Genomic DNA, 26,127 nt, shown 5'->3' with positions numbered 1-26,127 from the left:
CACCGGAACGGAGGTACGCCGCAGTAGAGGGTGACGACATCCGTCCGGGCGAGATATGTTCGGTTGTGAGGCAAAGCCGCAGGCCACACCTCTCAAATCCGAATGCCGTGCTGCGGGTTTCCCGTCATCACCCGCACCGGTGGAGTGGAGATCCCGCCCATGGGGGAGGAGGTGGACGTCACCGAGTCCGAGGTTCCGGGGCTTTCCGGAACCTGGTGCGAAAGGGAGATGCTCCGCCGACCGGGCGGAGCGATCCGGGAACGGAGTTCTGCGTGGACATCGTCGTCAAGGGCCGCAAGACCGAGGTGCCCGAGCGGTTCCGGAAGCACGTGGCCGAGAAGCTGAAGCTGGAGAAGATCCAGAGGCTCGATGCCAAGGTGATCAGCCTCGACGTCGAGGTGTCCAAGGAGCCCAACCCCCGACAGGCCGACCGCTGTGACCGGGTGGAGATCACGCTCCGCTCCCGCGGTCCGGTGATCCGGGCGGAGGCAGCGGCGAGCGACCCGTACGCGGCTCTCGATCTGGCGGCGGAGAAGCTCGACGCCCGACTGCGCAAGCAGCACGACAAGCGCTTCTCGCGGCGCGGCGCGCGCCGGATCTCGGCCGCGGAGGTCCCCCACCACGTCCCGGGCGCGGCGACGCTCAACGGAGCCGGAGAGACCGCTCCGCAGGAGGAGCAGGGCGCTGTGCCCACCAAGAGGATCGGCTCGCTGGAGGTCCAGGGCGAAGGCCCTCTCATCGTCCGTGAGAAGACGCACGTGGCGGCGCCGATGACTCTCGACCAGGCCCTCTACGAGATGGAGCTGGTCGGGCACGACTTCTATCTTTTCGTCGACTCCGAGACCAAGGAGCCCAGTGTCGTCTACCGGCGGCACGCATACGACTACGGCGTGATCCACCTCACGACGGACACGATGGTCACCGAGGCGCATTCCCCCGAGGCGGGCGGTGCGCTCGGCGGCTGACGACGCCGGGTGACAGAGGAAACCGGTGCCCCTGGAGTGCGTGTGCGCCCCCAGGGGCACCGGTGTGCGACGGTGTGCGACCACTGGCGGTCCGCTCTGTCCCCCCGGTGTCGGCCGGGCATGAAATCATGGCGCAACGACCCAACCGGTGGGTTGTCGCCTTGGGTTGGCGATGGCTCGGGACCACAGGCCACAGCCTTCAGGGGGAGGAACGATGGCGGACAGCTTCGGACCGATGCGGGGCGAGGACGCCGACGGTGGCGTCGTCGGCATGGGCCCGGACACGGGCTCTGCACGCGAGGAGCCGATCAGGGTCCTGGTCGTGGACGACCACGCCCTGTTCCGCCGTGGCCTGGAGATCGTGCTCGCGGCCGAGGAGGACATCCAGGTCGTGGGGGAGGCCGGTGACGGCGCGGAGGCCGTGGAGAAGGCCGCCGACCTGCTGCCCGACATCGTCCTGATGGACGTCCGGATGCCCAGGCGGGGCGGTATCGAGGCGTGCACCTCCATCAAGGAGGTGGCCCCCAGCGCGAAGATCATCATGCTGACGATCAGCGACGAGGAGGCCGACCTCTACGACGCGATCAAGGCGGGGGCGACCGGCTACCTCCTCAAGGAGATCTCGACCGACGAGGTGGCCACCGCCATCCGTGCGGTGGCCGACGGACAGTCGCAGATCAGCCCCTCCATGGCGTCCAAGCTGCTCACCGAGTTCAAGTCGATGATCCAGCGGACCGACGAACGCCGGCTCGTGCCCGCCCCGCGGCTCACGGACCGCGAGCTGGAGGTCCTCAAGCTCGTGGCCACGGGGATGAACAACCGGGACATCGCCAAGGAGCTGTTCATCTCCGAGAACACCGTGAAGAACCACGTGCGCAACATCCTGGAGAAGCTGCAGCTGCACTCCAGGATGGAGGCCGTGGTGTACGCGATGCGGGAGAAGATCCTCGAGATCCGGTGACGTCCGGCGCGGGTGCGCGGGTGCGCGGGTGCGCGGGTCAGGCCGACAGACGGGCCAGTTCCTTCACGAGGGGCCCGCGCAGATCCGGTGCGTCGACCCGTTCCACCCGTACGTCCGTGCAGTCCACCCAGCTCGCCGCCTCGGCCAGCGCCTGGGCGACCGCCGGCACGGCCCGGGGGCCGTCCAGCGTGACCTGCTTGGCCACCAGGGTGCGGCCCTCGCGCGCCGGGTCCACCCGGCCGACCAGTCGGCCGCCGGCGAGGACCGGCATCGCGAAGTAGCCGTGCACCCGTTTCTGCTTGGGCACGTAGGCCTCCAGACGGTGGCTGAAGCCGAAGATCCGCTCCGTGCGCGCCCGCTCCCAGACCAGGGAGTCGAAGGGCGACAGCAGCGTGGTGCGGTGCCGGCCGCGCGGGGGCGTCTCCAGGGCGGCCGGGTCGGCCCAGGCCGGCCTGCCCCAGCCCTCCACCGTGACCGGGACCAGGCCCGAGTCGGCGATCACGGCGTCGACCTGCTCGCCCTTGAGGCGGTGGTAGTCCGCGATGTCCGCGCGCGTGCCGACGCCCAGGGACTGGCCGGCCAGGCGGACCAGGCGCCGCAGGCACTCGGCGTCGTCCAGGTCGTCGTGCAGCAGCGACTGCGGCACCGCGCGCTCGGCCAGGTCGTACACCCGCTTCCAGCCGCGGCGCTCGACGCAGACCACCTCGCCGTACATCAGCGCGCGCTCGACGGCGATCTTCGTGCCCGACCAGTCCCACCACTCGCTGGTCTTCTTGGCGCCGCCCAGCTCCGTCGCCGTCAGGGGTCCTTCGGAGCGGAGCTGCTTGACGACCTGGTCGTAGGTGCCGTCGGGCAGGGGGTGGTTCCAGTGCGGGCGGTTGCGGTAGGCGCGGCGGCGGAAGGCGAAGTGGGGCCACTCCTCGATCGGGAGGATGCAGGCCGCGTGGGACCAGTACTCGAAGGCGTGCGTGCCCTTCCAGTAGGCGCTCTCGACCGTCTTGCGGCCCACCGCGCCCAGGCGGGCGTAGGGGACGAGCTCGTGGGAGCGGGCGAGGACCGAGATGGTGTCGAGCTGCACCGCGCCCAGGTGGCGCAGGACGCCGCGGACGCCGCCGCGGCGGTCGGGGGCGCCGAGGAAGCCCTGGGCCCGCAGGGCTATGCGGCGGGCCTCGTCTGCCGAGAGTTCCGTTGCGGAGCGCGGGAGGGTCGTCATACGTCCGCACGATAGGGGGTGGGTCTGACAGCCGGGGCGGGTCCCTGGCTACGGCGTCGCGGGCCGGCCCGCGACCGGGGCGCCGGACTGCGGGCGGGCCGGCAGGTACGGGGCCGTCGAGGGGAGGGACAGGTCCGAGGGCAGGAGTGAGCCGACCCAGCAGTCACGGCGTACGCCCTTGTTGTTGACCGCGGAGCGCAACGTGCCCTCCATGGTGAAGCCGACGCGCTGGGCCACCGCGCGGGAGGCCGTGTTGCCGACCTCGGCGCGCCATTCCACACGGTCGATCGCCAGATGGGTGAAGGCCCAGCGGGACACGGCGACGGCGGCCTCGGTGACGTAGCCGTGGCCGCGGTGCTCCCTCGCGCACCAGAAACCGATCTCGCCCACGCCCAGGGAGATCATCGTGAGGCCGAGCATGCCCGCCAGGTCACCGGAGGGGAGGAAGAGGCCGAAGGTGAACATGGAGCCGTTCGCCCAGCCGTCGGGGACCATCTGCTCGGTGAAGCCCCGCGCGTGTTCTGGCAGGTACGGCGAGGGGATCGTGGTCCAGCGCTGGATGTCGGGATCCTGACAGGCCGCGTGGACGGCGTCCGTGTCCTGGGGGCCGACCGTCCGCAGAAGGAGGCGGTCGGTGGTGAGCGTGAGGGGTTCCATCGGCCGATTCTGCTGGGCGACGGGTGACGGCCGCCATCCTTTTGCCGTGCGTGCACACGTGATCACGATTCGCGAGATTCACCGGCGGACGCGGCACCATCCGCGGGCCCCGGACGTTGTTCTCGGTGAAAGCAGACCCGACGCAGGAAGAACAGGAAGAAGCGGCGCGCGGTTTCCCCGTCACGGCAGGCCTCCCGGGGCGGCGGGGTCCTCGCATACGATGGCCGTTGCTCAGTCAGTGAAACGGAAACCGACCGTCCCAGGCCCGACCGGCAAGGAGACCAACCCCCGTGTCCGTCCTCTCGAAGATCATGCGTGCAGGCGAAGGCAAGATCCTGCGCAAGCTGCACCGCATCGCGGACCAGGTCAACTCCATCGAAGAGGACTTCGTCGACCTCTCCGACGCCGAGCTGCGTGCCCTCACCGATGAGTACAAGCAGCGCTACGCCGATGGTGAGACCCTGGACGACCTGCTGCCCGAGGCCTTCGCCACCGTCCGCGAGGCCGCCAAGCGCGTCCTCGGCCAGCGCCACTACGACGTGCAGCTGATGGGTGGCGCGGCCCTGCACCTGGGCTACGTGGCGGAGATGAAGACCGGTGAGGGCAAGACCCTCGTCGGCACGCTGCCCGCCTATCTGAACGCCCTCTCCGGAGACGGCGTCCACATCGTCACGGTCAACGACTACCTGGCCGAGCGCGACTCCGAGATGATGGGCCGCGTCCACAAGTTCCTGGGCCTGAGCGTCGGCTGCATCCTCGCCAACATGACGCCGGCCCAGCGCCGCGAGATGTACGGCTGCGACATCACCTACGGCACGAACAACGAGTTCGGCTTCGACTACCTGCGCGACAACATGGCGTGGTCCAAGGAGGAGCTCGTCCAGCGCGGCCACAACTTCGCCATCGTCGACGAGGTCGACTCCATCCTCATCGACGAGGCCCGTACGCCGCTGATCATCTCCGGCCCGGCCGACCAGGCCACCAAGTGGTACGGCGACTTCGCCAAGCTGGTCACCCGCCTCAAGCGCGGCGAGCAGGGCAACCCGCTCAAGGGCATCGAGGAGACCGGCGACTACGACGTCGACGAGAAGAAGCGCACGGTCGCCATCCACGAGTCGGGCGTCAGCAAGGTCGAGGACTGGCTGGGCATCGACAACCTGTACGAGTCGGTGAACACGCCGCTGGTGGGCTACCTGAACAACGCCATCAAGGCCAAGGAGCTCTTCAAGAAGGACAAGGACTACGTCGTCATCGACGGCGAGGTCATGATCGTCGACGAGCACACCGGCCGTATCCTCGCCGGCCGCCGCTACAACGAGGGCATGCACCAGGCGATCGAGGCGAAGGAAGGGGTGGACATCAAGGACGAGAACCAGACGCTCGCCACGATCACCCTGCAGAACTTCTTCCGCCTCTACAACAAGCTCTCCGGCATGACCGGTACGGCGATGACCGAGGCCGCCGAGTTCCACCAGATCTACAAGCTCGGCGTGGTCCCGATCCCGACCAACAAGCCGATGATCCGCAAGGACCAGTCGGACCTGATCTACCGCACCGAGGTCGCCAAGTTCGAGGCTGTCGTCGACGACATCGTCGAGAAGCACGAGAAGGGCCAGCCGATCCTGGTCGGCACCACCTCGGTCGAGAAGTCCGAGTACCTCTCGCAGCAGCTCAGCAAGCGCGGCGTCCAGCACGAGGTGCTGAACGCCAAGCAGCACGACCGCGAGGCGACGATCGTCGCCCAGGCGGGCCGCAAGGGTTCGGTGACGGTCGCCACGAACATGGCCGGCCGCGGTACGGACATCAAGCTCGGCGGCAACCCCGAGGACCTCGCCGAGGCGGAGCTGCGCCAGCGCGGTCTCGACCCCGAGGAGCACATCGAGGAGTGGGCCGCGGCCCTGCCCGCCGCGCTGGAGCGGGCCGAGCAGGCGGTCAAGGCGGAGAAGGAAGAGGTCGAGAAGCTCGGCGGCCTCTACGTCCTCGGTACCGAGCGGCACGAGTCGCGGCGTATCGACAACCAGCTGCGCGGCCGCAGCGGCCGTCAGGGCGACCCGGGCGAGTCCCGCTTCTACCTGTCGCTGGGCGACGACCTGATGCGCCTGTTCAAGGCCCAGATGGTCGAGCGCGTGATGTCGATGGCGAACGTCCCGGACGACGTGCCGATCGAGAACAAGATGGTCACGCGCGCGATCGCGTCCGCCCAGTCGCAGGTCGAGACCCAGAACTTCGAGACCCGCAAGAACGTCCTGAAGTACGACGAGGTCCTCAACCGGCAGCGCGAGGTCATCTACGGCGAGCGGCGCCGGGTCCTGGAGGGCGAGGACCTGCACGAGCAGGTGCAGCACTTCATGGACGACACGATCGACGCCTATGTCCAGGCGGAGACCGCCGAGGGCTTCCCGGAGGACTGGGACCTCGACCGTCTGTGGGGCGCCTTCAAGCAGCTCTACCCGGTGAAGATCACCATCGAGGAGCTGGAGGAGGCGGCCGGCGACCGGGCCGGCCTGACCGCCGAGTTCATCAGCGAGTCCATCAAGGACGACATCCACGAGCAGTACGCGGCGCGCGAGACGCAGCTCGGCTCCGAGATCATGCGTGAGCTGGAGCGCCGGGTCGTCCTGTCGGTGCTGGACCGCAAGTGGCGCGAGCACCTCTACGAGATGGACTACCTCCAGGAGGGCATCGGCCTGCGCGCGATGGCGCAGAAGGACCCGCTGGTCGAGTACCAGCGCGAGGGCTTCGACATGTTCCAGGCCATGATGGACGGCATCAAGGAGGAGTCCGTCGGCTACCTGTTCAACCTGGAGGTCCAGGTCGAGCAGCAGGTCGAGGAGGTTCCCGTCCAGGAGGACGCGGCGCCGTCGCTGGAGAAGGGCCCGCAGGACGCGGTGCCGGCGCAGGCGGGCGCCCGCCCGGAGATCCGCGCCAAGGGGCTCGACGCCCCGCAGCGCCGGGACCTGCACTTCTCCGCGCCGACCGTGGACGGTGAGGGCGGCGTCATCGAGGGCGACTTCACCACCGACGGGGAGCCGGTGCGGTCCGAGACCGACGGCCTCACCCGCGCCGAGCGCCGCAAGCAGGCCAAGGGCGGGCGGCGCCGCAAGAAGTGACGGTGCCGGCGGCGCCGTAGCGGTCGGAAGGGCCGGGTCACCCTCGGGGTGCCCGGCCCTTCCGCGTCTCCAGGGGCCCGGTCGTGCGGGCGGCGGCCTGTGTCAGTCGTCGTCCACGTGTGGCCTGCGCGGACCGCCCAGCTCCACCGCCGTACACCGCCAGCGCAGGTCCCGGCCGCGTTCCAGGCGGAAGGCCATGGCACGCAGCTGGTCGCCCGCGCCGATGCGGGCGAAGACCTCCAGGGCGCCCGGACGGGGCTCGAAGTAGCCGATGTCGCGGACGACGGGGAGCGTGCCCCGGGTGCGCAGCGGGCCGCGCTCGGCCAGCCAGGCCAGTTCGTCGTAGGCGCGCCCGGCTGTGTGCCGGAGCATCGAGTGGACGGGACGCCGGCCGCTGAGGACTCCCAGGAGGAGTTCGGCGAAGAGGTCGGTGGGGCGGGGCTGGGGAACGGACGGGACGGGGCGGCGGGGGGTCTGGGCGGGGACGACCGGGGGGACGGGCCGTGCGGGGGCCGGTTGCGGTGCCGGTGCGGGTGTGGACGGGGAGGCGGCTTGGCGGGTCGCCGCGGTGCTCGTCCCCGCGCGTGAGGCCGGCGGGGTCCTGCCCGGGCCGGTCGTCGGCGGGCGGGTGTCCGCCGGCCTCGTCCGGCCCCGGCGCGACCCGCCCGGTGCGCCCGGCGGACGGCCACCGGGCGCACCGGTCCGGGAGGCGTTCCCACCCGGCCTGCGCGGCGGAACGCCGCCAGGCGTGCGGGGCGACGGGGCCTCGTCCGGTACGCGCGTCGCCACGGCACCTGCCGTGCCGGCCGGGGCGCCGCCGGGCGTGCGGGACGCGGCCACCTCGGGCGTGCGCGGTGGCCTCCCGGACGGTGTGTGCGGCGTGCCGTCGGGCCTGTGGGGTGCTGTGGTGGGCGGTGGGCTGGCGGGAGTCGGTGGGGTGGGGTGGTGGGGGGCCCGGTGGAGTTGGGCCCTGGTCATGACCTTCTGCAAGTGCATGGAGTCCCCGTTTCGGTGAGCCGGTGGATACCGGGCAGTAACTTCTTGGTCGGGGATCTTGTACGGGGAGGCCGGGGGCGGCGGCAAGGAGGTGCGGGGCCGGGTCGGGGAGGCGGGAGGTTCACCTATCCGAGGGAGCCGGCCGCCGCCGGGGCCCGGTCCCGAGCGGATGGCCCGGGTGAATGCCGGGTCCGGGGTGGACGCGTCCGGCGTCATGGGCGGGGACCCGAAAGGGGACGGCCCGCACGTATCCTGAAGGCTCTCCGAGCGGAGCCCCGACCACGAAAGCGGCCAGCCATGCGCGTCTACGTCCCCCTGACCCTCTCCGGTCTCGCCGAGGCGCACAGGACGGGGGAGCTGGGGTCCGGGCCGCTCCTGGCGTACGCCGTCACGCCGGCACTGCGCGAGTGGTACCTCTCGGACGACATCGAGGAGCTGGAGTACGCCGCCCTGAGCCGCGCCGCGCTGGCGTCGCTGCGGCTGCTGGCGGCGGACGCCGGTGCCGCACGGCGCCGGGTCGTGGTCGCGGCCGACGTGCCCGACGGCGCGGTCTCGGCCGACCCCGGCCGGGGGCTCGACCCCGCGGCGCTCGGCGAGGTCCGCGTCACCGGGCCCGTGCCGCTGGCGAAGGCCGCCGCGGTGCACGTGGACGCCGCCGACGCCGAGGCGGACGTGGCCGCCGCGGCCGGGGCGCTCGCGGCGGCCGACGGCGGGGACGACGACGCCCAGTTCGTCGTGGACGGGGCCGAGGACCACGAGCTGCTGTGGTACGCGACGCAGGAGATCCCGAACCTGGTGGGGCTCGACGACTGACCTCCGCCGCCTTGACTGTCAGTGGCGGCGGGTACGTTTTGATGCATGGGGATGCACACCGGCGCGCACATCGTCTGGGACTGGAACGGGACGCTGTTCCACGACAATGACGCGGTCATCGGAGCGACGAACGCGGCCTTCGCCGAACTCGGGCTGGAGCCGATCACACTCGAGCAGTACCGGGCGCTGTACTGCGTTCCGGTGCCGAAGTTCTACGAGCGCCTGATGGGGCGGCTGCCCACCGACGCGGAGTGGGAGGTCATGGACGCGACCTTCCACCGTCACTACACCGAGCACCGCGTGCGGTGCGGGCTGACCGAGGGCGCGGCGGAGCTGCTGGCGGGGTGGAGTTCGGCGGGGCGCAGCCAGTCGATCCTCAGCATGTACGGTCACGAGGAGCTCGTCCCGCTGGTCAAGGGCTTCGGGATCGAGACGCACTTCATACGCGTCGACGGACGGACCGGGCCCTCCGGTGGCAGCAAGGCCGAGCACATGGTGCGGCACCTCGCGGCGCTCGCCGGTGTGGAACCCGCCCGTACGGTCGTGATCGGGGACGCGGCCGACGACGCGGTGGCCGCGCGGCACGCGGGGGCGCGGGCCGTGCTGTACACCGGGGGATCGCACAGCCGGGCCAGCCTGGAGGGCGCCGGTGCGCCGGTGGTGGACACGCTGGCGGAAGCCGTCGCGGAGGCCGAGCGGCTGGCCGCCTGAGCAGCCGGGGGCGGAGCCGGTCGCGCGTCTCTGTGCAGAACGTCAAACTTCCACCCCCGGATTTGTACACATACGGCTCATGACGGGCCCCCCGCAAGGAGCGATAGCCTTGTGGCGTGATCAGCGCGATAGCTCGCGGGGGCATCGCCGCCCCTGCCCTGCGCCCGGTGAGCACGGAGGACATCCGTGACCGGGCGGCGGTCGCTGGTCTTCGCGGGCGGGCCGGGTCACCGGAGGTGGCCGGGACGACGCGCACTCCCCGGACGGTGCCGCCGAGACCGGCATCACATGCGGCGGGCGCGTCTCAGATGGCTGATATGCCCCCGCTCCTCTCACCTTGCGGCATAGCGTCGGAACAGACCGGACACCCCGCGTCTCGGCGTCACGCCGGAAGGCAGGAGACCGTACTTCCTTCTACGTCACGCAACGGCGCGCGACAGGAGCCAGAGGACAATGCAGACCAAGCTGGACGAAGCCAAGGCCGAGCTGCTCGAAAGGGCTGCCCGGGTAGCTGAGAACAGCCCGGTCGGGGGGCACCTACCGACTGGGACGACGGACGAGGGCACCCCGGGCACCCCGGACCACGCATCCGTGTTCGCGTTCCTCCGGCGCTACTACCGGCACACCGCCCCGGAGGACCTCACCGACCGCGACCCGGTCGACGTCTTCGGAGCGGCCGTCTCGCACTACCGGCTGGCGGAGAACCGCCCGCAGGGCACGGCCAACGTGCGGGTGCACACCCCGACGGTGGAGGAGAACGGCTGGACGTGCAGCCACTCCGTCGTCGAAGTGGTCACCGACGACATGCCCTTCCTCGTCGACTCCGTGACCAACGAGCTGACCCGGCAGGGGCGCGGCATCCACGTCGTCGTCCACCCGCAGTTCGTCGTACGCCGCGATGTCACCGGCAAGCTCGTCGAGGTGCTGTCCACCCCGCCCACCGACGGCCTCCCGCACGACGCGCACATCGAGTCCTGGATCCACGTCGAGATCGACCGTGAGACCGACCGCGGAGACCTGAAGCAGATCACCGCCGACCTGCTGCGCGTGCTGTCCGACGTCCGCGAGGCCGTCGAGGACTGGGGCAAGATGCGCGACGCGGCCGTCCGGCTCGCCGAGGGCCTGTCCGACGAGCCGGCCCCCGACGACCTGAACGCGCAGGAGCTGGAGGAGGCCCGCGAGCTGCTGCGCTGGCTCGCCGACGACCACTTCACCTTCCTCGGCTACCGGGAGTACCAGCTGCGCGGCGACGACTCCCTCGCCGCCGTCCCCGGCACCGGCCTCGGCATCCTGCGCTCCGACCCGCACCACGCCGGCGAGGACAGCCACCCCGTCAGCCCGTCCTTCGAGCGGCTGCCCGCCGACGCCCGCGCCAAGGCCCGCGAGCACCGGCTGCTGGTGCTGACCAAGGCCAACAGCCGGGCGACCGTGCACCGGCCGTCGTACCTGGACTACATCGGCGTCAAGAAGTTCGACGAGAACGGCAACGTCGTCGGTGAGCGGCGCTTCCTCGGCCTGTTCTCCTCCGCCGCCTACACCGAGTCCGTCCGCCGCGTGCCGGTCATCCGGCGCAAGGTGGAGGAGGTGCTGGAGCGGGCCGGCTTCTCGCCCAACAGCCACGACGGGCGGGACCTGCTGCAGATCCTGGAGACGTACCCGCGCGACGAGCTGTTCCAGACGCCGGTGGACGAGCTGCAGGCCATCGCGACCTCCGTCCTCTACCTCCAGGAGCGGCGGCGGCTCCGCCTCTACCTGCGCCAGGACGAGTACGGGCGCTACTACTCGGCCCTCGTCTACCTCCCCCGGGACCGCTACACCACGGGTGTCCGGCTGCGGATCATCGACATCCTGAAGGAGGAGCTCGGCGGCACCAGCGTCGACTTCACGGCCTGGAACACCGAGTCGATCCTGTCCCGGCTGCACTTCGTGGTCCGCGTCCCGCAGGGCACCGAACTGCCGCAGCTGTCCGACGCCGACAAGGAGCGCATCGAGGCCCGCCTCGTCGAGGCCGCCCGCTCCTGGTCCGACGGTTTCGCGGAGGCGCTGAACGCCGAGTTCGGCGAGGAGCGCTCCGCGGAGCTGCTGCGCCGGTACGCGGACGCCTTCCCCGAGGGCTACAAGGCCGACCACGGCCCGCGCTCCGCCGTCGCCGACCTCGGCCACCTGGAGCGGCTGGACGAGAAGCACACCTTCGCGCTGAGCCTGTACGAGCCGGTGGGCGCCGCGCCCCAGGAGCGCCGTTTCAAGATCTACCAGAAGGGCGGCTCGGTCTCCCTGTCCGCCGTGCTCCCGGTGCTCAGCCGGCTCGGCGTCGAGGTCACCGACGAGCGGCCCTACGAGCTGCGCTGCGCCGACCGCACGACGGCCTGGATCTACGACTTCGGCCTGCGCATGCCCAAGGCGGCCACCGGCAGCGGCGACTACCTGGGCGACGACGCCCGCGAGCGGTTCCAGGACGCCTTCGCCGCGACCTGGACCGGCAAGGCGGAGAACGACGGCTTCAACGCCCTCGTGCTCAGCGCCGGGCTGACCTGGCGGCAGGCGATGGTGCTGCGGGCCTACGCCAAGTACCTGCGCCAGGCGGGCTCGACGTTCAGCCAGGACTACATGGAGGACACCCTCCGCAACAACGTCCACACCACCCGCCTGCTCGTCTCCCTGTTCGAGGCGCGGATGTCCCCGGACCGGCAGCGCGCCGGGCGCGAGATCGTCGACGCCCTGCTCGAAGAGGCCGACGCGGCCCTCGACCAGGTCGCCAGCCTCGACGAGGACCGGATCCTGCGCTCCTTCCTCACGGTCATCAAGGCGACGCTGCGGACCAACTTCTTCCAGGAGGCGAGCGGCGGCAGGCCGCACGACTACGTCTCCATGAAGTTCGACCCGCAGGCCATCCCCGACCTGCCGGCGCCGCGTCCGGCGTACGAGATCTGGGTGTACTCGCCGCGCGTCGAGGGCGTGCACCTGCGCTTCGGCAAGGTCGCGCGCGGCGGCCTGCGCTGGTCCGACCGCCGGGAGGACTTCCGCACCGAGATCCTCGGCCTGGTCAAGGCGCAGATGGTGAAGAACACCGTCATCGTGCCGGTCGGCGCCAAGGGCGGCTTCGTCGCCAAGCAGCTCCCCGACCCGAGCGTCGACCGCGACGCCTGGATGGCGGAGGGCATCGCCAGCTACAAGACCTTCATCTCGGCGCTGCTCGACATCACGGACAACATGGTCGCGGGCGAGGTCGTCCCGCCGCACGACGTCGTACGGCACGACGAGGACGACACCTACCTGGTGGTCGCGGCCGACAAGGGCACGGCGACCTTCTCGGACATCGCCAACGAGGTCGCCCAGTCGTACAACTTCTGGCTCGGTGACGCCTTCGCCTCCGGCGGCTCGGCCGGTTACGACCACAAGGGCATGGGCATCACCGCCCGCGGCGCCTGGGAGTCCGTCAAGCGGCACTTCCGTGAGCTGGGCGTGGACACCCAGAACGAGGACTTCACGGTCGTCGGCATCGGTGACATGTCCGGTGACGTGTTCGGCAACGGCATGCTGCTCAGCGAGCACATCCGCCTGGTCGCCGCCTTCGACCACCGGCACATCTTCATCGACCCGACCCCCGACGCGGCCACCTCCTACGCCGAGCGCCGCCGTCTGTTCGAGCTGCCGCGCTCCTCGTGGGCCGACTACGACACCGCCCTGTTGTCGGCGGGCGGCGGGATCTTCCCGCGCACGGCCAAGGCGATCCCGGTCAACGCGCACATCCGGGAGGCCCTCGGCATCGAGGAGAAGGTCTCCAAGATGACCCCGGCCGACCTGATGAAGGCGATCCTGAAGTCGCCGGTGGACCTGCTGTGGAACGGCGGCATCGGCACGTACGTCAAGGCGTCCACCGAGTCCAACGCCGACGTCGGCGACAAGGCCAACGACGCCATCCGCGTCGACGGCGCCGACCTCCGGGTCAAGGTCGTCGGCGAGGGCGGCAACCTGGGCCTGACCCAGCTCGGCCGGATCGAGTTCGCCCGCCACGGCGGCAAGATCAACACGGACGCCATCGACAACAGCGCGGGCGTGGACACCTCCGACCACGAGGTGAACATCAAGATCCTGCTCAACGGTCTGGTGGCGGACGGCGACATGACCGTCAAGCAGCGCAACAAGCTGCTCGCGCAGATGACCGACGAGGTCGGCGCGCTGGTCCTGCGCAACAACTACGCGCAGAACACGGCGATCGCCAACGCGCTGGCCCAGTCCAAGGACATGCTCCACGCCCAGCAGCGCTTCATGCGCCACCTGGTCCGCGAGGGCCACCTCAACCGGGCCCTGGAGTTCCTGCCCACCGACCGCCAGATCCGCGAGCGGCTCGGCGCCGGACAGGGCCTGACCGGCCCGGAGACGGCCGTGCTGCTGGCCTACACGAAGATCACGGTCGCCGAGGAGCTGCTGCAGACCTCGCTGCCCGACGACCCGTACCTGCGCGGGCTGCTGCACGCCTACTTCCCGACGGCGCTGCGCGAGCAGTTCGCCGAGCGGATCGACGGCCACCCGCTGCGCCGCGAGATCACCACGACCGTGCTGGTCAACGACACGGTCAACACGGGCGGTACGACGTATCTGCACCGCCTGCGCGAGGAGACCGGCGCGTCGCTGGAGGAGATCGTGCGGGCGCAGACCGCGGCCCGGGCGATCTTCCGCGCCGCCCCGGTGTGGGACGCGGTGGAGGCCCTGGACACCAAGGTCGAGGCCGCCGTCCAGACCCGGATCCGGCTGCACTCGCGCCGCCTGGTCGAGCGCGGCACGCGCTGGCTGCTCAACAACCGGCCGCAGCCGCTGCAGCTCGCCGAGACGGTGGAGTTCTTCGCCGAGCGGGTCGAGCAGGTGTGGTCGCAGCTGCCGAAGCTGCTGCGCGGCGCGGACGCGGAGTGGTACCAGCACATCCACGACGAGCTGACCGGCGCCGGGGTCCCGGAGGAGCTGGCCACCCGCGTGGCCGGGTTCTCCTCCGCCTTCCCGACGCTCGACATCGTCTCGGTGGCCGACCGCATGGGCAAGGAGCCGCTGGACGTCGCCGAGGTCTACTACGACCTCGCCGACCGGCTGACCATCACCCAGCTGATGGACCGCATCAGCGACCTGCCCCGCACCGACCGCTGGCAGTCCATGGCCCGCGCGGCGATCCGCGAGGACCTGTACGCGGCGCACGCGGCGCTCACGGCCGACGTCCTGGCGGCGGGCAACGGCAGCGCCACGCCGGAGCAGCGCTTCAAGGTCTGGGACCAGAAGAACGCGGCGATCCTCGGCCGGGCGCGTACGACGCTGGAGGAGATCCAGAGCTCGGAGGCGTTCGACCTCGCCAACCTCTCGGTGGCGATGCGGACGATGCGGACGCTGCTGCGGACGCACTCGTAGTGCCGTAGCTCCTAGCGCCGCAGTGGCATCAGGCGCCCCGGACCGTGACGGTCCGGGGCGCCTTGCTGTTCGGACATACCGGCTGATTGAGATCTTTACTGGCGCATTCCGGATAAAGTGACCGGGTGACTGGGCGTTCCGGCGCTACGCGCGACACGCCGCCGGGTGCGGTGGCCGTTCACCGGGCGGTCGCCGCACTCGTCCTGCTCGTCCTTCTTCTGCTGCTCCTGGTGGTCGTCCGGTTGCCGTGGGCCGGTGACCTGGGCATACACGCGGCCACGGTCGAACGCCTGCGGCACAGCCTCCTCGACCCCGGCAACCCGCTGGTCGACGCGGACACGCCGAGCCCGTACTACTCGCCGTGGATGCTGCTGCTCGGCTGCGTCGCCCGGGTGACGGGGCTGTCGGTCTTCGTCGTGCTGCGGCTCGGGGCGCTGGTGGCACTGGCGCTGCTGGTGACGGGCGTGTGGCGGTACGTGCGCACGCTGAGCGCGCACCGGGCCGCGCCCGCGCTGGCGCTGCTGTGCCTGGTGCTGTTGTGGGGCACGGTGCTGTTCAACTGGAGCGGCTTCCTCGGCCTCGGTTCGCTCGCGCTGACGGTGGCCTATCCGAGCGTGTTCGCGCTCGGTCTCGCCTTCCACTTCTGGGCGGGGCTGGCGGGGGCGGTGCGGGGCCGCGGTCCCGTCGGCCGGCCCTGGGCCCGGCTCCGGCCCTGGTTCGGGCTCGGGGTGCTGTGGGCGGTGATCCTGCTCTGCCACCAGTTCTCCGGTGTCGTCGCCTCGCTGGGCGGCCTGGCCACGGTGCTCGGGGCGCGGTGCGGGCGGGGGGTGTGGCTGCGGCTGGGCGCCGGGCTCGTGCTCGGGGTGGTCGTGCTGTGGATCTGGCCGTACTACGACTTCTTCGCGCTGTTCGGTGCCGGCGACGGGCTGGAGCCGGTGCACCGGTCCCTGTACCGGGAGCTGCCCGGGCGGCTCTGGCTGGTGCTGGTGGGGGTGGCCGCGCTGGTGCCGCGGTGGCTGCGTGACCGGCGGGATCCGCTCGTGCTGTTCTTCGTGCTGGGGGCGCTGGTGTTCGCGGCGGGTGGGGTGAGCGGGCACTGGTCGTGGGGGCGTGCGCTGCCCGCCGCGGTGATCCCGGCGCAGCTCGCCGCGGCGCTGGAGCCACTGGAGTCCGGGCGGCGGGTGGTGCGGGCCGGGTGGGCGTGCGCGCTGGCCGGGGCGCTGGTGGTGGGGGCGTGGACGCAGGCGGGGACGCTGGGGTACGTCGTCGGGCGCGGGGTGCTGCCGGAGGCGGTCGCGGCCAAGTACCGGGAGCCGTGGGCGGGGTACCACTGGATCACGCCGTGGGTGTCGTACGGGGACGTGGTCATGGCGCGGACGTCTGCGGCGCGGCAGATTCCGGCGTACGGGGCGTACACCGTTGCTCCGGGGTATCCCGACTTCTTTCTGGGGGACGAGGGGGCTCGGGTGGAGGCGGTGCGGAGGTTTTTCGCGGAGGGGACGGTGTGGGCGGAGAGGTCGGGGATCTTGCGGGAGTACGGGGTGCGGTGGGTTGTTGACCGGGGGGTGGGGCTGCGGGGGGTGGAGGGGCTGCGGGAGGTGGCTCGGGGGCCGGGTGGGCAGGTGCTGTACGCGGTGGTGCGGTGAGGTTCGTCGCCGGGTGGCGCGGTGTGGGGGTGCGGTGGGGTGGGTGGCGCAGCCCGGCGTTGCGGGGTGCCGCCTGCGCCCACCCGTGCCGCCCCAGCGGCACGACTGCCCGCAGGCTACGGCGCGGCTAGCGGAGGATGCTTGCTGCCAGGCGGGCCGCCTGCTTCATGCGGGGGGTGGCGAGGTGGTGGGCCAAGGGGCGTAGGACCCGGGCCGTTGTTCCCTGCGGCTGCCAGCGGATCTGGAGGCGGCCGGGGTTGTGGCCCTCCGGTTCGATGGTGACGCGGTGTGGGGTGGCGCCGGCGTGGTAAGGGACGCGGGCGGTGAGGGGCGTGAAGGTCAGGGGGGCCAGCAGCAGGCCGGTGTGGGTCTGGGCCTGGTGGCGGAGGCGGAGCACGGGGTGGCGTACGCCCTCGAAGCCGTGCAGGGGGAGCCTGGCCGACGCCAGGTCGAGGCGGGCCCGGCCTTCGAAGACGCCCGGCCGGACCGGATCGAGACGGAAGGGGACGGTGAGGCGGCGCCGCCCCGGGGTCACGAGCAGGGCCGCCCGCTGGGGGCCGACCGGGAGGCGCAGGGCGGGGTCGTAGGTGCGGACGGCCAGGTCGACCGAGGCGCCGGGGCCCGGCGCGACCTCCGTGATCTCGTGGCGGAACTGGGCGCTGAAGAACGGGCGGGTGTCCAGCTCCAGGTCGGTGACGTCCAGTTCGCGGCGGGCCGGTTCGGCGTCGGGGATCCGGTCGCCCCAGTACACGCGGCCGTCGGCGTCCGTCGTCACCTCTCGCGGCGCCACACCGTGGCCGAGCCCGCGGGCGGCCGTTCGTACGTCGGACAGGCGGCGGTCGCGGACCAGCTGGAGCACGACCCGCTCGGCGCGCGGCAGCCGGGCGAAGGCACCGGGGGCCAGCGTGCCGAGGTACGGGTCCATGATGTCCGCGAAGGACGCCAGCCACGCGTCGTCGCGGTGGGGCAGGTCGCCGGCGTACATGCGGAAGTCGTGCTTGAGGAACTTGTAGTCCTTGTCCTCGCGCAGCGACTCGTGCCCGCTCTCGGCGAGGAAGGCGTCGATGAGGCGCTGGACGTGGACGCGGTCGCGGACGTTGTCCAGCCTGTCCCGCTGGTTGGAGATGGAGGCGGCGTGCGAGTGCGCGTACGGCGCCACGTACCAGCGGTAGACCGGCTCCGGGATGATCGTGAAGGTCTTCGCCAGGCAGTACGCCTGCGCCGAGAACAACTGGTCCTCGTAGTGGATGCCCTCGGGGAAGCGCAGGCCGTGCCGGTCGAGGAAGGCGCGGGCGTACATCTTGCTGGTCGCGAGGTGTTCGAAGAACAGGCGGGGGTCGGCCTCGATGCCGTCGAGCGTGCGGCGTTCGGCCACCAGGTGCGGCATCCACGTCGAGCGGCGCCCGTTGTCCACGCGCACCCGCTGCACCGCGCCCATCGCGAAGTCGAGGTCGCGTTCGCGGTGGGCGGCGAGCAGCGACTCGACGGCTCTCTCGGGGAGTTCGTCGTCGCTGTCCAGGAACATCAGGTACGGGGCCTGCGCGATCTCCAGGGCGCGGTTGCGCGGCGCGCTGCAGCCGCCGCTGTTCTCGTCCAGGCGGAGGTGGACGATCCGGGGGTCCTGCGCGGCCAGCCGCCGGGCGACCGCCGGGGTGTCGTCCGTGGAGTGGTCGTCGCTGATGACGATCTCGATGCCGGGGTGGGTCTGGCGCCGGACGGAGGCCACCGCGCGGGGCAGGCGCTCGGCGTCGTTGTGGACGATGACCGTGACGGTGACGTCGGGGGTGCTCATGACGAGGTGGCCTCCTCGGGGCTCGGGGCCGGTGTGCGCTCCTCGAGGGGCAGGACCGGTGGCAGGGACCGCTCGTCCTGGCCGAGGAAGACCCGGCGCACGACGCGTTCGGCCGCGCGGCCGTCGTCGTACTCGCAGAACCGGCGCCGGAAGGCGGCCCGGGCCTTCGCGGCGCGTTCGTCGCGCCACGCGTCGGTGGTGAGGATCTCGGTCAGTTCCTCCTGGTCGCGGGCGACCGGGCCGGGCGCCTCGGCCATCAGGTCGAAGTAGACGCCGCGGGTGGTGCGGTACGTCTCCCAGTCGTCGGCATGGACGACGATCGGGCGGTCGAGGTTGGCGTAGTCGAACATGATCGACGAGTAGTCGGTGACCAGGGCGTCGGCGGCCAGGCACAGGTCCTCGACCGGGTCGTAGGCGGAGACGTCGACGATCCGGCCGGTGCGGCGCAGGCCGGTGAGGGGGGAGGCGGCGCCCTCGTAGAAGTAGTGGGCGCGCACCAGCAGGACCGTTTCCTCACCGAGCCGGTCGGCGAGGTCGGCGAGGTCCAGGCGAGGCGTCCAGCCGGCCTCGTAGTCGCGGTGCGTGGGCGCGTACAGGACGGCCTTGCGGCCCCGGGGGATGCCGAGCCGGGCGCGGACGGCGCGGACGTCCTCGGCGCCGGCCGTGTAGTAGACGTCGTTGCGCGGATAGCCGTGGTCGAGGCAGGTGTAGTGGGAGGGGTACGCCCGCTGCCACATGCGGGTGGAGTGGCTGTTGGCGGAGACGCTGTAGTCCCACTTGTCGACGCGCGCCAGCAGGGCGCCGAAGTCCGTGCCGCGGGCGGCGGCGGGGTACGGCATCTGGTCCAGGCCCATGCGTTTGAGCGGGGTGCCGTGGTGGGTCTGGAGGTGGACCGCGTCCGGGCGTTTGACCACCGCGCCCGGGAAGTTGACGTTGTTGACGAGGTACTTGGCGCGCGCCAGCACCTCCCAGTAGCGGCGGGTGCCGGGGACGACGTGGTCGGTGCCGGGCGGCAGCAGGGCCGCGTTGTCCGCGGTCACCACCCACACCGGGTGGATCCATGGGGCGAGTTCGCCGAGCTTGGCGGCGATCGCGGCGGGGTTGCAGGCCACACCGCGGTTCCAGTACGCCGAGAACACGGCGAGCCCGGGGTCGACCGGGCGGGCCAGGGCCCGGCGGTACCGGTGGTCGCGGACCGCGGACCCCGCCTTGCGCGCGCGGTCCCTGACGGCCTTCCGTACCGTGCGCCGGGTGCGGTTGGCGGCCTGCAGGGCGCGGTACTTGGTGTAGGCGCCCTCCTCCAGCAGCGACCGGCGTACGCCTTCCAGGCCGGCCGGGTGCCGGTGGTTCTCGGGGCGCCGGCGCAGGGCCGCCAGGGACGCCCGGCGGAAGAACTCCCGAGCGACCTCCTCCGGCATCGCGGCACGGACGAAGGTGCGCAGGCAGTCGCGGACCATGCGGTCGTACAGGACGGCGTAGGCGGCCGGGCGGTCCCGGGCGAGGCCGAGGAGGGTCTCGTAGCGGTCGACGAGGGCGTAGTGCTGCTCGGGGGTGGCCGGCGGAAGGCTCTCGGGGCGCAGCCGGCGGTCCTCGTGGGCCGGGTGGGGCAGGCAGGCCACGCGGTCGGCGAGCAGCAGGGCGGCGTACGCGGCGAACGGCTCGTCGTCCGTGGTGAGGTACCGCTCGTGGGCCCGCCAGAAGCCGGTGCGCAGGACGCGGTTGCCCAGCAGCGAGGTCACTCGCAGCAGCGCCGCGCAGTCGTCGAGGGCGAGGCCGGCGCGGCCCGCGCGGGCGAGGAGGGGGCCGTCCGGGGAGGGCAGGCCGGTGGTGCGCCAGGTGCTGCGGACGTGGTCGAAGAGCAGGACGTCCACGGTGTCGGGGAGTTCGGCGGTGTGCTCGGCGAGGGTGCGGGGGGCGCCGGCGGGCAGGCCGTCCTTGGCGTGCACGAAGTGCAGCCAGCGGCCCGTCGCCCGCGCCGCTCCCGCCGCACGGGCCTCGGCGTCGCCCGTCCCGTCCGGCAGGGACAGCACCCGGAACGCGGGGGTGTGCCGTTCGGCCGTCTCCCCGGCCCAGTCGCCGACGGCGGCGACGACCACCTCGGCGCCGGCGAGGGGGTGGGCGGCCAGGGAGTCGAGGAGCCCGGTCAGGTGGTCCTGGACGTTCGGTCCGTGGACGACGACGCTGAGTTCGGGGGTCTCGGGCATCGCGGACTCCTTCGCCTTCGTCGCTCCCGGCACACTATTCGGTCATAGTGGCATCAAACAGAACGAAGGGATAACCGCGGCTGCGTCTTACGAGGGAAGGGGCGCCTTGGCCCCGGCGGCCCTGGGCACGGGCTTCGGGTTCGGGTTCGGCTTCGGATTCACCGCCTTGTCGGGGCCGCGGTGAACTTCTCGTACTCCTTCAGGACCTCCTCCGTCGGGCCGTCCATGCGCAGCTCCCCGCGCTCCAGCCACAGCACCCGGTCGCAGGTGTCGCGGATCGACTTGTTGCTGTGGCTGACGAGGAACACCGTGCCCGCGTGCTTGCGCAGCTCCCGGATGCGCTCCTCGGAGCGCTTCTGGAAGGAGCGGTCGCCGGTGGCCAGCGCCTCGTCGACGAGGAGGACGTCGTGGTCCTTGGCGGCGGCGATGGAGAAGCGCAGCCGGGCCGCCATGCCGGAGGAGTACGTGCGCATGGGCAGGGTGATGAAGTCGCCCTTGTCGTTGATGCCGGAGAAGTCGACGATCTCCTGGTAGCGCTCCTTGATCTGCGCACGGGACATGCCCATCGCCAGTCCGCCGAGGTGGACGTTGCGCTCGCCGGTGAGGTCGTTCATCAGGGCGGCGTTGACGCCGAGCAGGGAGGGCTGGCCGTCGGTGTAGATGCGGCCCCTCTCCACCGGGAGCAGGCCGGCGACCGCCTTGAGCAGCGTCGACTTGCCGGAGCCGTTGGTGCCGATCAGGCCGATCGCCTCGCCCCGGTGGGCCACGAAGGACACGTTCCGCACCGCGTGCACCCGGCGTACACCGGCCGCCTTCTCGGCGCGTCCGCGGCGCAGGATGCGGTTGAGGGCGGCGGTCGCGGAGCCGCGTCCGGCGCCGGTGCCGTTGACCCGGTAGACGATGTCGACGCCGTCGGCGATGACGGTGGGGACCCGCTCGCCCGCCTGCTTGGTGTTGTCAGCCACGGCCGTAGGTCTCCTCAGCCTTCCAGAAGTAGATGAAGCCGCCGATCCCGGCCAGCAGGGCCCAGCCCAGGGCCATCGCCCACACGTGGTCCGGCAGCATGCCGCCGCCGAAGCTGTCGATCAGCGCGAAGCGCATCAGGTCGATGTAGACGACGGCCGGGTTGACCTGGAGGACGGGGCCGACCCAGGACGGCAGGCCGCTGTCGGGGCCGGTCATGTGGTGGATGCTGAACATCACGCCCGAGCCGTACATCCAGGTGCGCAGCAGGAACGGCATCAGCTGGGCCATGTCGGGGATCTTGGAGCCCACCCGGGCCATGATCAGCGACACGCCCGCGTTGAAGACGAACTGGAGGATCAGGGCCGGGACGGCCAACACCCAGGACGCGGCGGGCGGGACGCCGAACGCGAGCAGGATCACGACCAGGGCGGCCATCGAGAACATCAGCTGCTGCAGCTGCTGGAGGCAGAAGGAGACCGGCAGGGCCGCCCGCGGGAAGTGCAGGGCCCGCACGAGGCCGAGGTTGCCGGAGATGGCCTTGGTGCCCGCCATGATCGAGCTCTGCGTGAACGTCCACACGAACACACCGGTGACCAGGAACGGGACGTAGTCCTCCACGCCCCGCTTGGTGTTCATCAGCACGCCGAAGATGAAGTAGTACACCGCCGCGTTCAGCAACGGCGTCATCACCTGCCAGACCTGGCCCAGCTTGGCCTGGCTGTACTGGGCGGTGAGCTTGGCGGTGGCGAAGGCGCCGATGAAGTGCCTGCGCGCCCACAGCTGGCGGACGTACTCGGGCAGGGAGGGGCGGGCGCCGCTGACCGAGAGGCCGTGGCGGGCGGCGAGGGCCGCGAGGTCGTCTTCGCCGGCGGCCGGGGCCGAAGTCGTCGGGGGCGGTGTGTGGAGGACCTGGCTCACATCCGCTGCTTTCGCTCGGGGGAGGGGGGTGACGCCGGAGGGGGTGGCGCCCGGACGCCCGGCGTTTCCCTGAGTGACTCCACGCGTTCACTTACGTCGGGACGGCACCGTATCGTCGCAACGTGAGCGTAGGCCGTGGCGACGCCGGAACGCAACCGTTTCGTCGTAACGCCCCTATGCTTGGCTCGCATGACGACCAACGCCGACGAGCCGCAGCCGCGCCCGCGCCGCCGGGCGCCCGCCGGGGCGGCCGTGCTCCGTGAGGACGTGACGGAAGCCATCCGGGCGGCCGTCTTCGAGGAGCTCGCGGCCGTCGGCTACGCGCGGATGTCCATCGAGGGCATCGCGCGCCGCGCGGGCGTCGGCAAGACCGCCGTCTACCGGCGCTGGCGCTCCAAGCTCCACCTGGTGCTCGACATCGTCTCGGCGCTCGCCGTGCAGGGACTGCCCGCCCCGGACACCGGCTCCCTCCAGGGCGACCTGCGGCTGCTGTACGAGGTGACCTCCCGCGCCCTGCGCCACCCGGTGGCCTCGCAGATCATCCCCGACCTGCAGGCGGAGGCCGCCCGCAATCCCGACATCGCCGAGGCCATGCAGAAGACGCTGCGGGAGGGCCAGGACGGCGTCGCCAGCAAGATCCTGGCCGCGGCGGCGGAACGCGGCGAGGTCCGCCCCGGCCTCGACACCGACCTCGCCCTGGACCTGATCTCCGGCCCGCTCTACTGGCGCTCGGTGGTGATCCGCAGCCCGAAGCTGCCCAAGGGCTACCTGGACGCGCTGGCGCGGGCGACGGCGGAGGGGCTCAAGGCGCTCTGACGCGTGCGCGGTGGGTCCGTGGCTCGTCTGCGGGTCGGCAGGGGCTGGTCGCGCAGTTCCCCGCGCCCCTTGAGGGGCGTCACCGGGGCCGACGGGGACCGGCCCCGGCGGGGAACTGTCCTAGCCCCGCGCCGCCTCCGGATGCCGCCGGATCCAGCCCGCCCACGCCGACGTGATCATGTCCTGGACGTCGTACTTGGCCTTCCAGCCCAGTTCGACGGCGGCGCGGTCGGCCGAGGCGACGACGCGCGCCGGGTCGCCGGGGCGGCGCGGGGTGACCGTCGGCGGGCGGTCGTAGCCGGTGAGGGCGTTGATGCGGTCGATCATCTCCCGGACGGAGACGCCCTCCCCGCGGCCGATGTTCAGGGTCAGGTCGCGGCCGGGGGACGCCTGCAGCGCGCGGGCCGCCGCCACGTGGGCCTCGGCCAGGTCCACCACGTGGATGTAGTCGCGCACGCAGGTGCCGTCCGGGGTGTCGTAGTCGTCGCCGAAGATGCGCGGGGCCGCGGCCTCGGTCAGCTTCTCGAAGACCATCGGGACGAGGTTGTACACACCGGTGTCCGCCAGCTCGGGGCTTCCCGCACCCGCCACGTTGAAGTAGCGCAGGGAGGCCGTGGACAGCCCCGTCGCCCGCCCGGTCGCCCTCACCAGCCACTCGCCGGCGAGCTTGGTCTCGCCGTACGGCGACATGGGCGCGCACGGCGTCTCCTCCGTCACCAGCGCGACGTCGGGCATGCCGTACACGGCGGCGGAGGAGGAGAAGACGAAGGACGGGACGCCGGCGGCCGTGACCGCCTCCAGCAGGACGCGCAGGCCCTCGACGTTCTCCCGGTAGTAGTGCAGCGGCAGGTCCACGGACTCGCCGACCTGCTTCTTCGCCGCGAGGTGCACGACGCCGGTGACGCCGTGGTCGGCGAGGGCGCGTGCGACCCGCTCACCGTCGAGGACCGAGCCCACCACCAGGGGCACGCCGTCGGGCACGCGCTCGGCGATGCCGGTGGACAGGTCGTCGTACACCACCGCCTGCTCGCCCGCCTCGGTCATCGCCCGTACGACATGCGATCCGATGTAGCCGGCGCCGCCGGTGATCAGCCAGGTCATGTGCGGCCGTCCCCTCGTCAGTGGCCCCTCGGTGTCCCGGAGCCCCGGTGACCATGGTCCCTCATCCGGACTCGGTGAATCAGGCGCCGCAGCCTGCCGCGCACCACCGCCCCCACCCCGCGCACCCCGGGCGCCAGCCGCAGCGCCAGCGCGCCGGAGTGCGTGGCGTACGGCTGGACGAGCAGGACGGCGTGCCGGGCGCTCGGCAGGGCGCGACGGCGCAGCAGCCCGGGGCCCGCGTACGCGTGCGCCGTGACCTCGCGGCTGGCGCCGTCCCGGAAACGCACCCGCAGGTACAGGTCCCAGGTGCCGGCGCCGAGCGCGGCCAGGTCCGCCAGATCCACGTCCGCCCGGGCCGTCCAGGTGGCACCGGTGGTCGTCGGGACGAGCACGGCGGTACGGCACGCACGCGTGCGCCCGTCCTCCCGTCGCCGCCACTCGACGTCCACGGACTCCGGCCCGGCCTCGGCCAGCCGGCCGTACAGCTCGTGCAGGCGCAGCCGCAGACGGGTGCCACGCGCGCGGGGCCGCAGCGCCGCGTCGACGGCCAGCGGAAGGGCGTCCACGGGCCGGGCCAGCAGCGCCTCCAGGGTGACCCCGGGCAGGTCGGCCGACCAGACGGGCGTGCCTCCCCCAGTGTCTGAATGGCCCGGCCCCCGGGCGGCGCGGGCGTACGGCGGGCGCAGACGCGCCGGGCGGGACGCCAGCTCCCGCAGCCGGGGCAGGTCGCGCGGCTCCGGGGAGGCCAGCACCACCCGGCCGACGAGCCGCCCCGGCGCGCCCGGGTCACGGGCCCAGTCGTCGGCGTCGTACTCCGCGAGGTACGCCCGCGCGTGCGCCCACCACGCACGCCGGTAGTGCGCGTCCCGCAACCCCAGCTCGCGCACGTACATGCGCAGCTCGTGGTCCAGGAACTTGTCCCGCGCCGCCCGCGCGACCTCCTTCTGCCCGGCACCGAGCAGGGTCTCGTGGGCGAGCCGGCACGCCCGGGTGCGCGCCCGCCAGTCGTCGATCCCGGCCCGGTCGAGCGAGATCGACAGCCGTTCGGCGGACCGGCGCACGTGCCACACGTAGACCCGGTCCGGGACCAGGGCGATGCGCGGGCCGGCGGCCAGTACGCGCGCGGCGAAGACGATGTCCTCGTAGCGGAAGCGGCCCTCGGGGAACCGGATGCCGTGCTCGCGCAGGAAGCCGGTGCGGTAGAGCTTGCCGACGCACAGCCTGTCGCGGACCAGACGGGGGAGCAGGACGGGGTGCTCGACGACCGCGCGCGTCGCGTACAGCGGCGCCTCCCACGGCGTCTCGCGCCCCGACGGCAGCTCACGGCGCACGCACAACCCGCTCGCGACCTGCGCGCCCTCCTCGGCCGCCGCCGTCAGCAGCGCCTGGGCCGCGCCCGGCGGCAGCACGTCGTCACTGTCCAGGAACATCACGTACGGGGAGGTCACCGCGTCCAGGCCGGTGTTGCGCGGGGTGCCGCAGCCGCCGCTGTTGGCCGGGCGACGGATCACCGTCAGTCGCGGCTCCGACGTGGCCAGGTGGGCGAGCAGTTCCGCGCTGCCGTCCGTCGAGCAGTCGTCGACGGCGACGACCTCGCGGACGACCGGCCCCTGCGCCAGCGCCGAGCGGACGGCGTCCGCGACATGGGCCGCGTCGTCGTACCCGATGACGACGATGCCGACCTGGGCGACCTGGGGGAGGTGAGGGCTCATCACGGCGGATCGTAAGCCGTACGAATGCCATATGAGCGCGGTTACGCGCAAATCGACGTCAAAGGGCTGTTAAACCCACAAAATCGGGCCCGTGGTGAGCGGGGATGCGGGGAAGGCCGGCCGGGCGGGTCTCGTGGCCGTGGCGGTTCCCA

At 72.0% G+C, this 26,127-nt stretch carries 16 protein-coding genes and 1 pseudogene; 8 read left to right on the top strand and 9 right to left on the bottom strand.

All coding sequences use genetic code 11. The annotated features are described in order from the left end of the window. The first annotated feature begins 272 nt into the window (after positions 1–272). Together hpf and H0H10_RS29540 are read left to right on the top strand one after the other, a co-directional pair. On the top strand, positions 273–965 hold the full coding sequence (gene hpf, locus H0H10_RS29545; RefSeq protein WP_188184197.1) for a ribosome hibernation-promoting factor, HPF/YfiA family: 693 nt from the start codon (positions 273–275) through the stop codon (positions 963–965). Between the two features lie 214 nt (positions 966–1,179). Further along, positions 1,180–1,926 (top strand): response regulator, encoded by a 747-nt coding sequence (locus H0H10_RS29540; RefSeq protein ID WP_188184196.1) that lies wholly within the window; start codon positions 1,180–1,182, stop codon positions 1,924–1,926. A gap of 37 nt (positions 1,927–1,963) precedes the next feature. On the opposite strand, the gene H0H10_RS29535 is transcribed toward H0H10_RS29540, so the two are convergent. Together H0H10_RS29535 and H0H10_RS29530 are read right to left on the bottom strand one after the other, a co-directional pair. Next, positions 1,964–3,139, bottom strand: coding sequence for a winged helix-turn-helix domain-containing protein (locus H0H10_RS29535; RefSeq protein ID WP_188184195.1), 1,176 nt, complete (start codon positions 3,137–3,139; stop codon positions 1,964–1,966). A gap of 48 nt (positions 3,140–3,187) precedes the next feature. Continuing rightward, on the bottom strand, positions 3,188–3,796 hold the full coding sequence (locus tag H0H10_RS29530; protein WP_188184194.1) for a GNAT family N-acetyltransferase: 609 nt from the start codon (positions 3,794–3,796) through the stop codon (positions 3,188–3,190). Between the two features lie 290 nt (positions 3,797–4,086). Between H0H10_RS29530 and secA the strand changes: the two genes are divergently transcribed. Next, a complete protein-coding gene (gene secA, locus H0H10_RS29525; RefSeq protein ID WP_188184193.1) occupies positions 4,087–6,906 on the top strand; it encodes a preprotein translocase subunit SecA in 2,820 nt (939 codons plus the stop codon). A gap of 102 nt (positions 6,907–7,008) precedes the next feature. Here the strand turns inward: secA and H0H10_RS40625 are convergent, their stop codons facing one another. Next, positions 7,009–7,695, bottom strand: coding sequence for an Rv3235 family protein (locus H0H10_RS40625; protein ID WP_188184192.1), 687 nt, complete (start codon positions 7,693–7,695; stop codon positions 7,009–7,011). Between the two features lie 504 nt (positions 7,696–8,199). Here H0H10_RS40625 and H0H10_RS29515 point away from each other — a divergent pair. The 4 genes from H0H10_RS29515 (at position 8,200) to H0H10_RS29500 (ending at position 16,466) form a co-directional block, all read left to right on the top strand. Next, positions 8,200–8,715, top strand: a complete 516-nt coding sequence (locus H0H10_RS29515) for a DUF6912 family protein (RefSeq protein ID WP_188184191.1) — start codon at positions 8,200–8,202, stop codon at positions 8,713–8,715. A 45-nt stretch (positions 8,716–8,760) separates the two neighbouring features. Continuing rightward, positions 8,761–9,426 (top strand): HAD family hydrolase, encoded by a 666-nt coding sequence (locus tag H0H10_RS29510; protein WP_188184190.1) that lies wholly within the window; start codon positions 8,761–8,763, stop codon positions 9,424–9,426. A gap of 453 nt (positions 9,427–9,879) precedes the next feature. Beyond that, positions 9,880–14,820 carry an NAD-glutamate dehydrogenase gene (locus tag H0H10_RS29505; RefSeq protein ID WP_188184189.1) on the top strand — a complete coding sequence of 1,647 codons (4,941 nt, stop codon included), beginning with the start codon at positions 9,880–9,882 and terminating at the stop codon, positions 14,818–14,820. 170 nt (positions 14,821–14,990) lie between these two features. Continuing rightward, on the top strand, positions 14,991–16,466 hold the full coding sequence (locus H0H10_RS29500) for a putative glycosyltransferase family protein (protein ID WP_188184208.1): 1,476 nt from the start codon (positions 14,991–14,993) through the stop codon (positions 16,464–16,466). Between the two features lie 127 nt (positions 16,467–16,593). Here H0H10_RS29500 and H0H10_RS29495 read toward each other — a convergent pair whose 3' ends face one another. The 4 genes and pseudogenes from H0H10_RS29495 to H0H10_RS29480 form a co-directional block, all read right to left on the bottom strand. Next, entirely contained in the window at positions 16,594–18,258 is a 1,665-nt protein-coding gene (locus tag H0H10_RS29495) for a glycosyltransferase family 2 protein (RefSeq protein ID WP_188184188.1), read from the bottom strand. Then, positions 18,255–20,462, bottom strand: a complete 2,208-nt coding sequence (locus H0H10_RS29490) for a CDP-glycerol glycerophosphotransferase family protein (RefSeq protein ID WP_188184187.1) — start codon at positions 20,460–20,462, stop codon at positions 18,255–18,257. The genes H0H10_RS29495 and H0H10_RS29490 overlap by 4 nt, the downstream gene beginning before the upstream one ends. A gap of 87 nt (positions 20,463–20,549) precedes the next feature. Beyond that, a pseudogene (locus tag H0H10_RS29485) lies at positions 20,550–21,445 on the bottom strand (ABC transporter ATP-binding protein). Further along, positions 21,420–22,346: an ABC transporter permease gene (locus tag H0H10_RS29480; protein WP_188184185.1), complete on the bottom strand. Its 927-nt coding sequence runs from the start codon at positions 22,344–22,346 to the stop codon at positions 21,420–21,422. The pseudogene H0H10_RS29485 and the gene H0H10_RS29480 overlap by 26 nt, the downstream one beginning before the upstream one ends. A gap of 189 nt (positions 22,347–22,535) precedes the next feature. Between H0H10_RS29480 and H0H10_RS29475 the strand changes: the two genes are divergently transcribed. Then, positions 22,536–23,162 (top strand): TetR/AcrR family transcriptional regulator, encoded by a 627-nt coding sequence (locus H0H10_RS29475; protein WP_188184184.1) that lies wholly within the window; start codon positions 22,536–22,538, stop codon positions 23,160–23,162. Between the two features lie 120 nt (positions 23,163–23,282). Here the strand turns inward: H0H10_RS29475 and galE are convergent, their stop codons facing one another. Together galE and H0H10_RS29465 are read right to left on the bottom strand one after the other, a co-directional pair. Continuing rightward, entirely contained in the window at positions 23,283–24,263 is a 981-nt protein-coding gene (gene galE, locus H0H10_RS29470) for a UDP-glucose 4-epimerase GalE (protein WP_188184183.1), read from the bottom strand. Positions 24,264–24,280: 17 nt separating this feature from the next. Next, on the bottom strand, positions 24,281–25,975 hold the full coding sequence (locus H0H10_RS29465) for a glycosyltransferase family 2 protein (RefSeq protein WP_188184182.1): 1,695 nt from the start codon (positions 25,973–25,975) through the stop codon (positions 24,281–24,283). Positions 25,976–26,127: the final 152 nt, after the last annotated feature.

The organism is Streptomyces griseicoloratus, from assembly GCF_014534645.1.
Classification (GTDB): Bacteria; Actinomycetota; Actinomycetes; order Streptomycetales; family Streptomycetaceae; genus Streptomyces; species Streptomyces griseicoloratus.
This window is presented reverse-complemented; position numbering and strand designations above follow the sequence as displayed.

Coding starts and splice junctions, on each gene's coding strand:
- H0H10_RS29540 (WP_188184196.1), top strand. CDS start 1,180: ATGGCGGACAGCTTCGGACCGATGCGGGGCGAGGACGCCGACGGTGGC.
- H0H10_RS29535 (WP_188184195.1), bottom strand. CDS start 3,139: ATGACGACCCTCCCGCGCTCCGCAACGGAACTCTCGGCAGACGAGGCC.
- H0H10_RS29530 (WP_188184194.1), bottom strand. CDS start 3,796: ATGGAACCCCTCACGCTCACCACCGACCGCCTCCTTCTGCGGACGGTC.
- H0H10_RS29515 (WP_188184191.1), top strand. CDS start 8,200: ATGCGCGTCTACGTCCCCCTGACCCTCTCCGGTCTCGCCGAGGCGCAC.
- H0H10_RS29510 (WP_188184190.1), top strand. CDS start 8,761: ATGGGGATGCACACCGGCGCGCACATCGTCTGGGACTGGAACGGGACG.
- H0H10_RS29505 (WP_188184189.1), top strand. CDS start 9,880: ATGCAGACCAAGCTGGACGAAGCCAAGGCCGAGCTGCTCGAAAGGGCT.
- H0H10_RS29495 (WP_188184188.1), bottom strand. CDS start 18,258: ATGAGCACCCCCGACGTCACCGTCACGGTCATCGTCCACAACGACGCC.
- H0H10_RS29490 (WP_188184187.1), bottom strand. CDS start 20,462: ATGCCCGAGACCCCCGAACTCAGCGTCGTCGTCCACGGACCGAACGTC.
- H0H10_RS29475 (WP_188184184.1), top strand. CDS start 22,536: ATGACGACCAACGCCGACGAGCCGCAGCCGCGCCCGCGCCGCCGGGCG.
- galE (WP_188184183.1), bottom strand. CDS start 24,263: ATGACCTGGCTGATCACCGGCGGCGCCGGCTACATCGGATCGCATGTC.
- H0H10_RS29465 (WP_188184182.1), bottom strand. CDS start 25,975: ATGAGCCCTCACCTCCCCCAGGTCGCCCAGGTCGGCATCGTCGTCATC.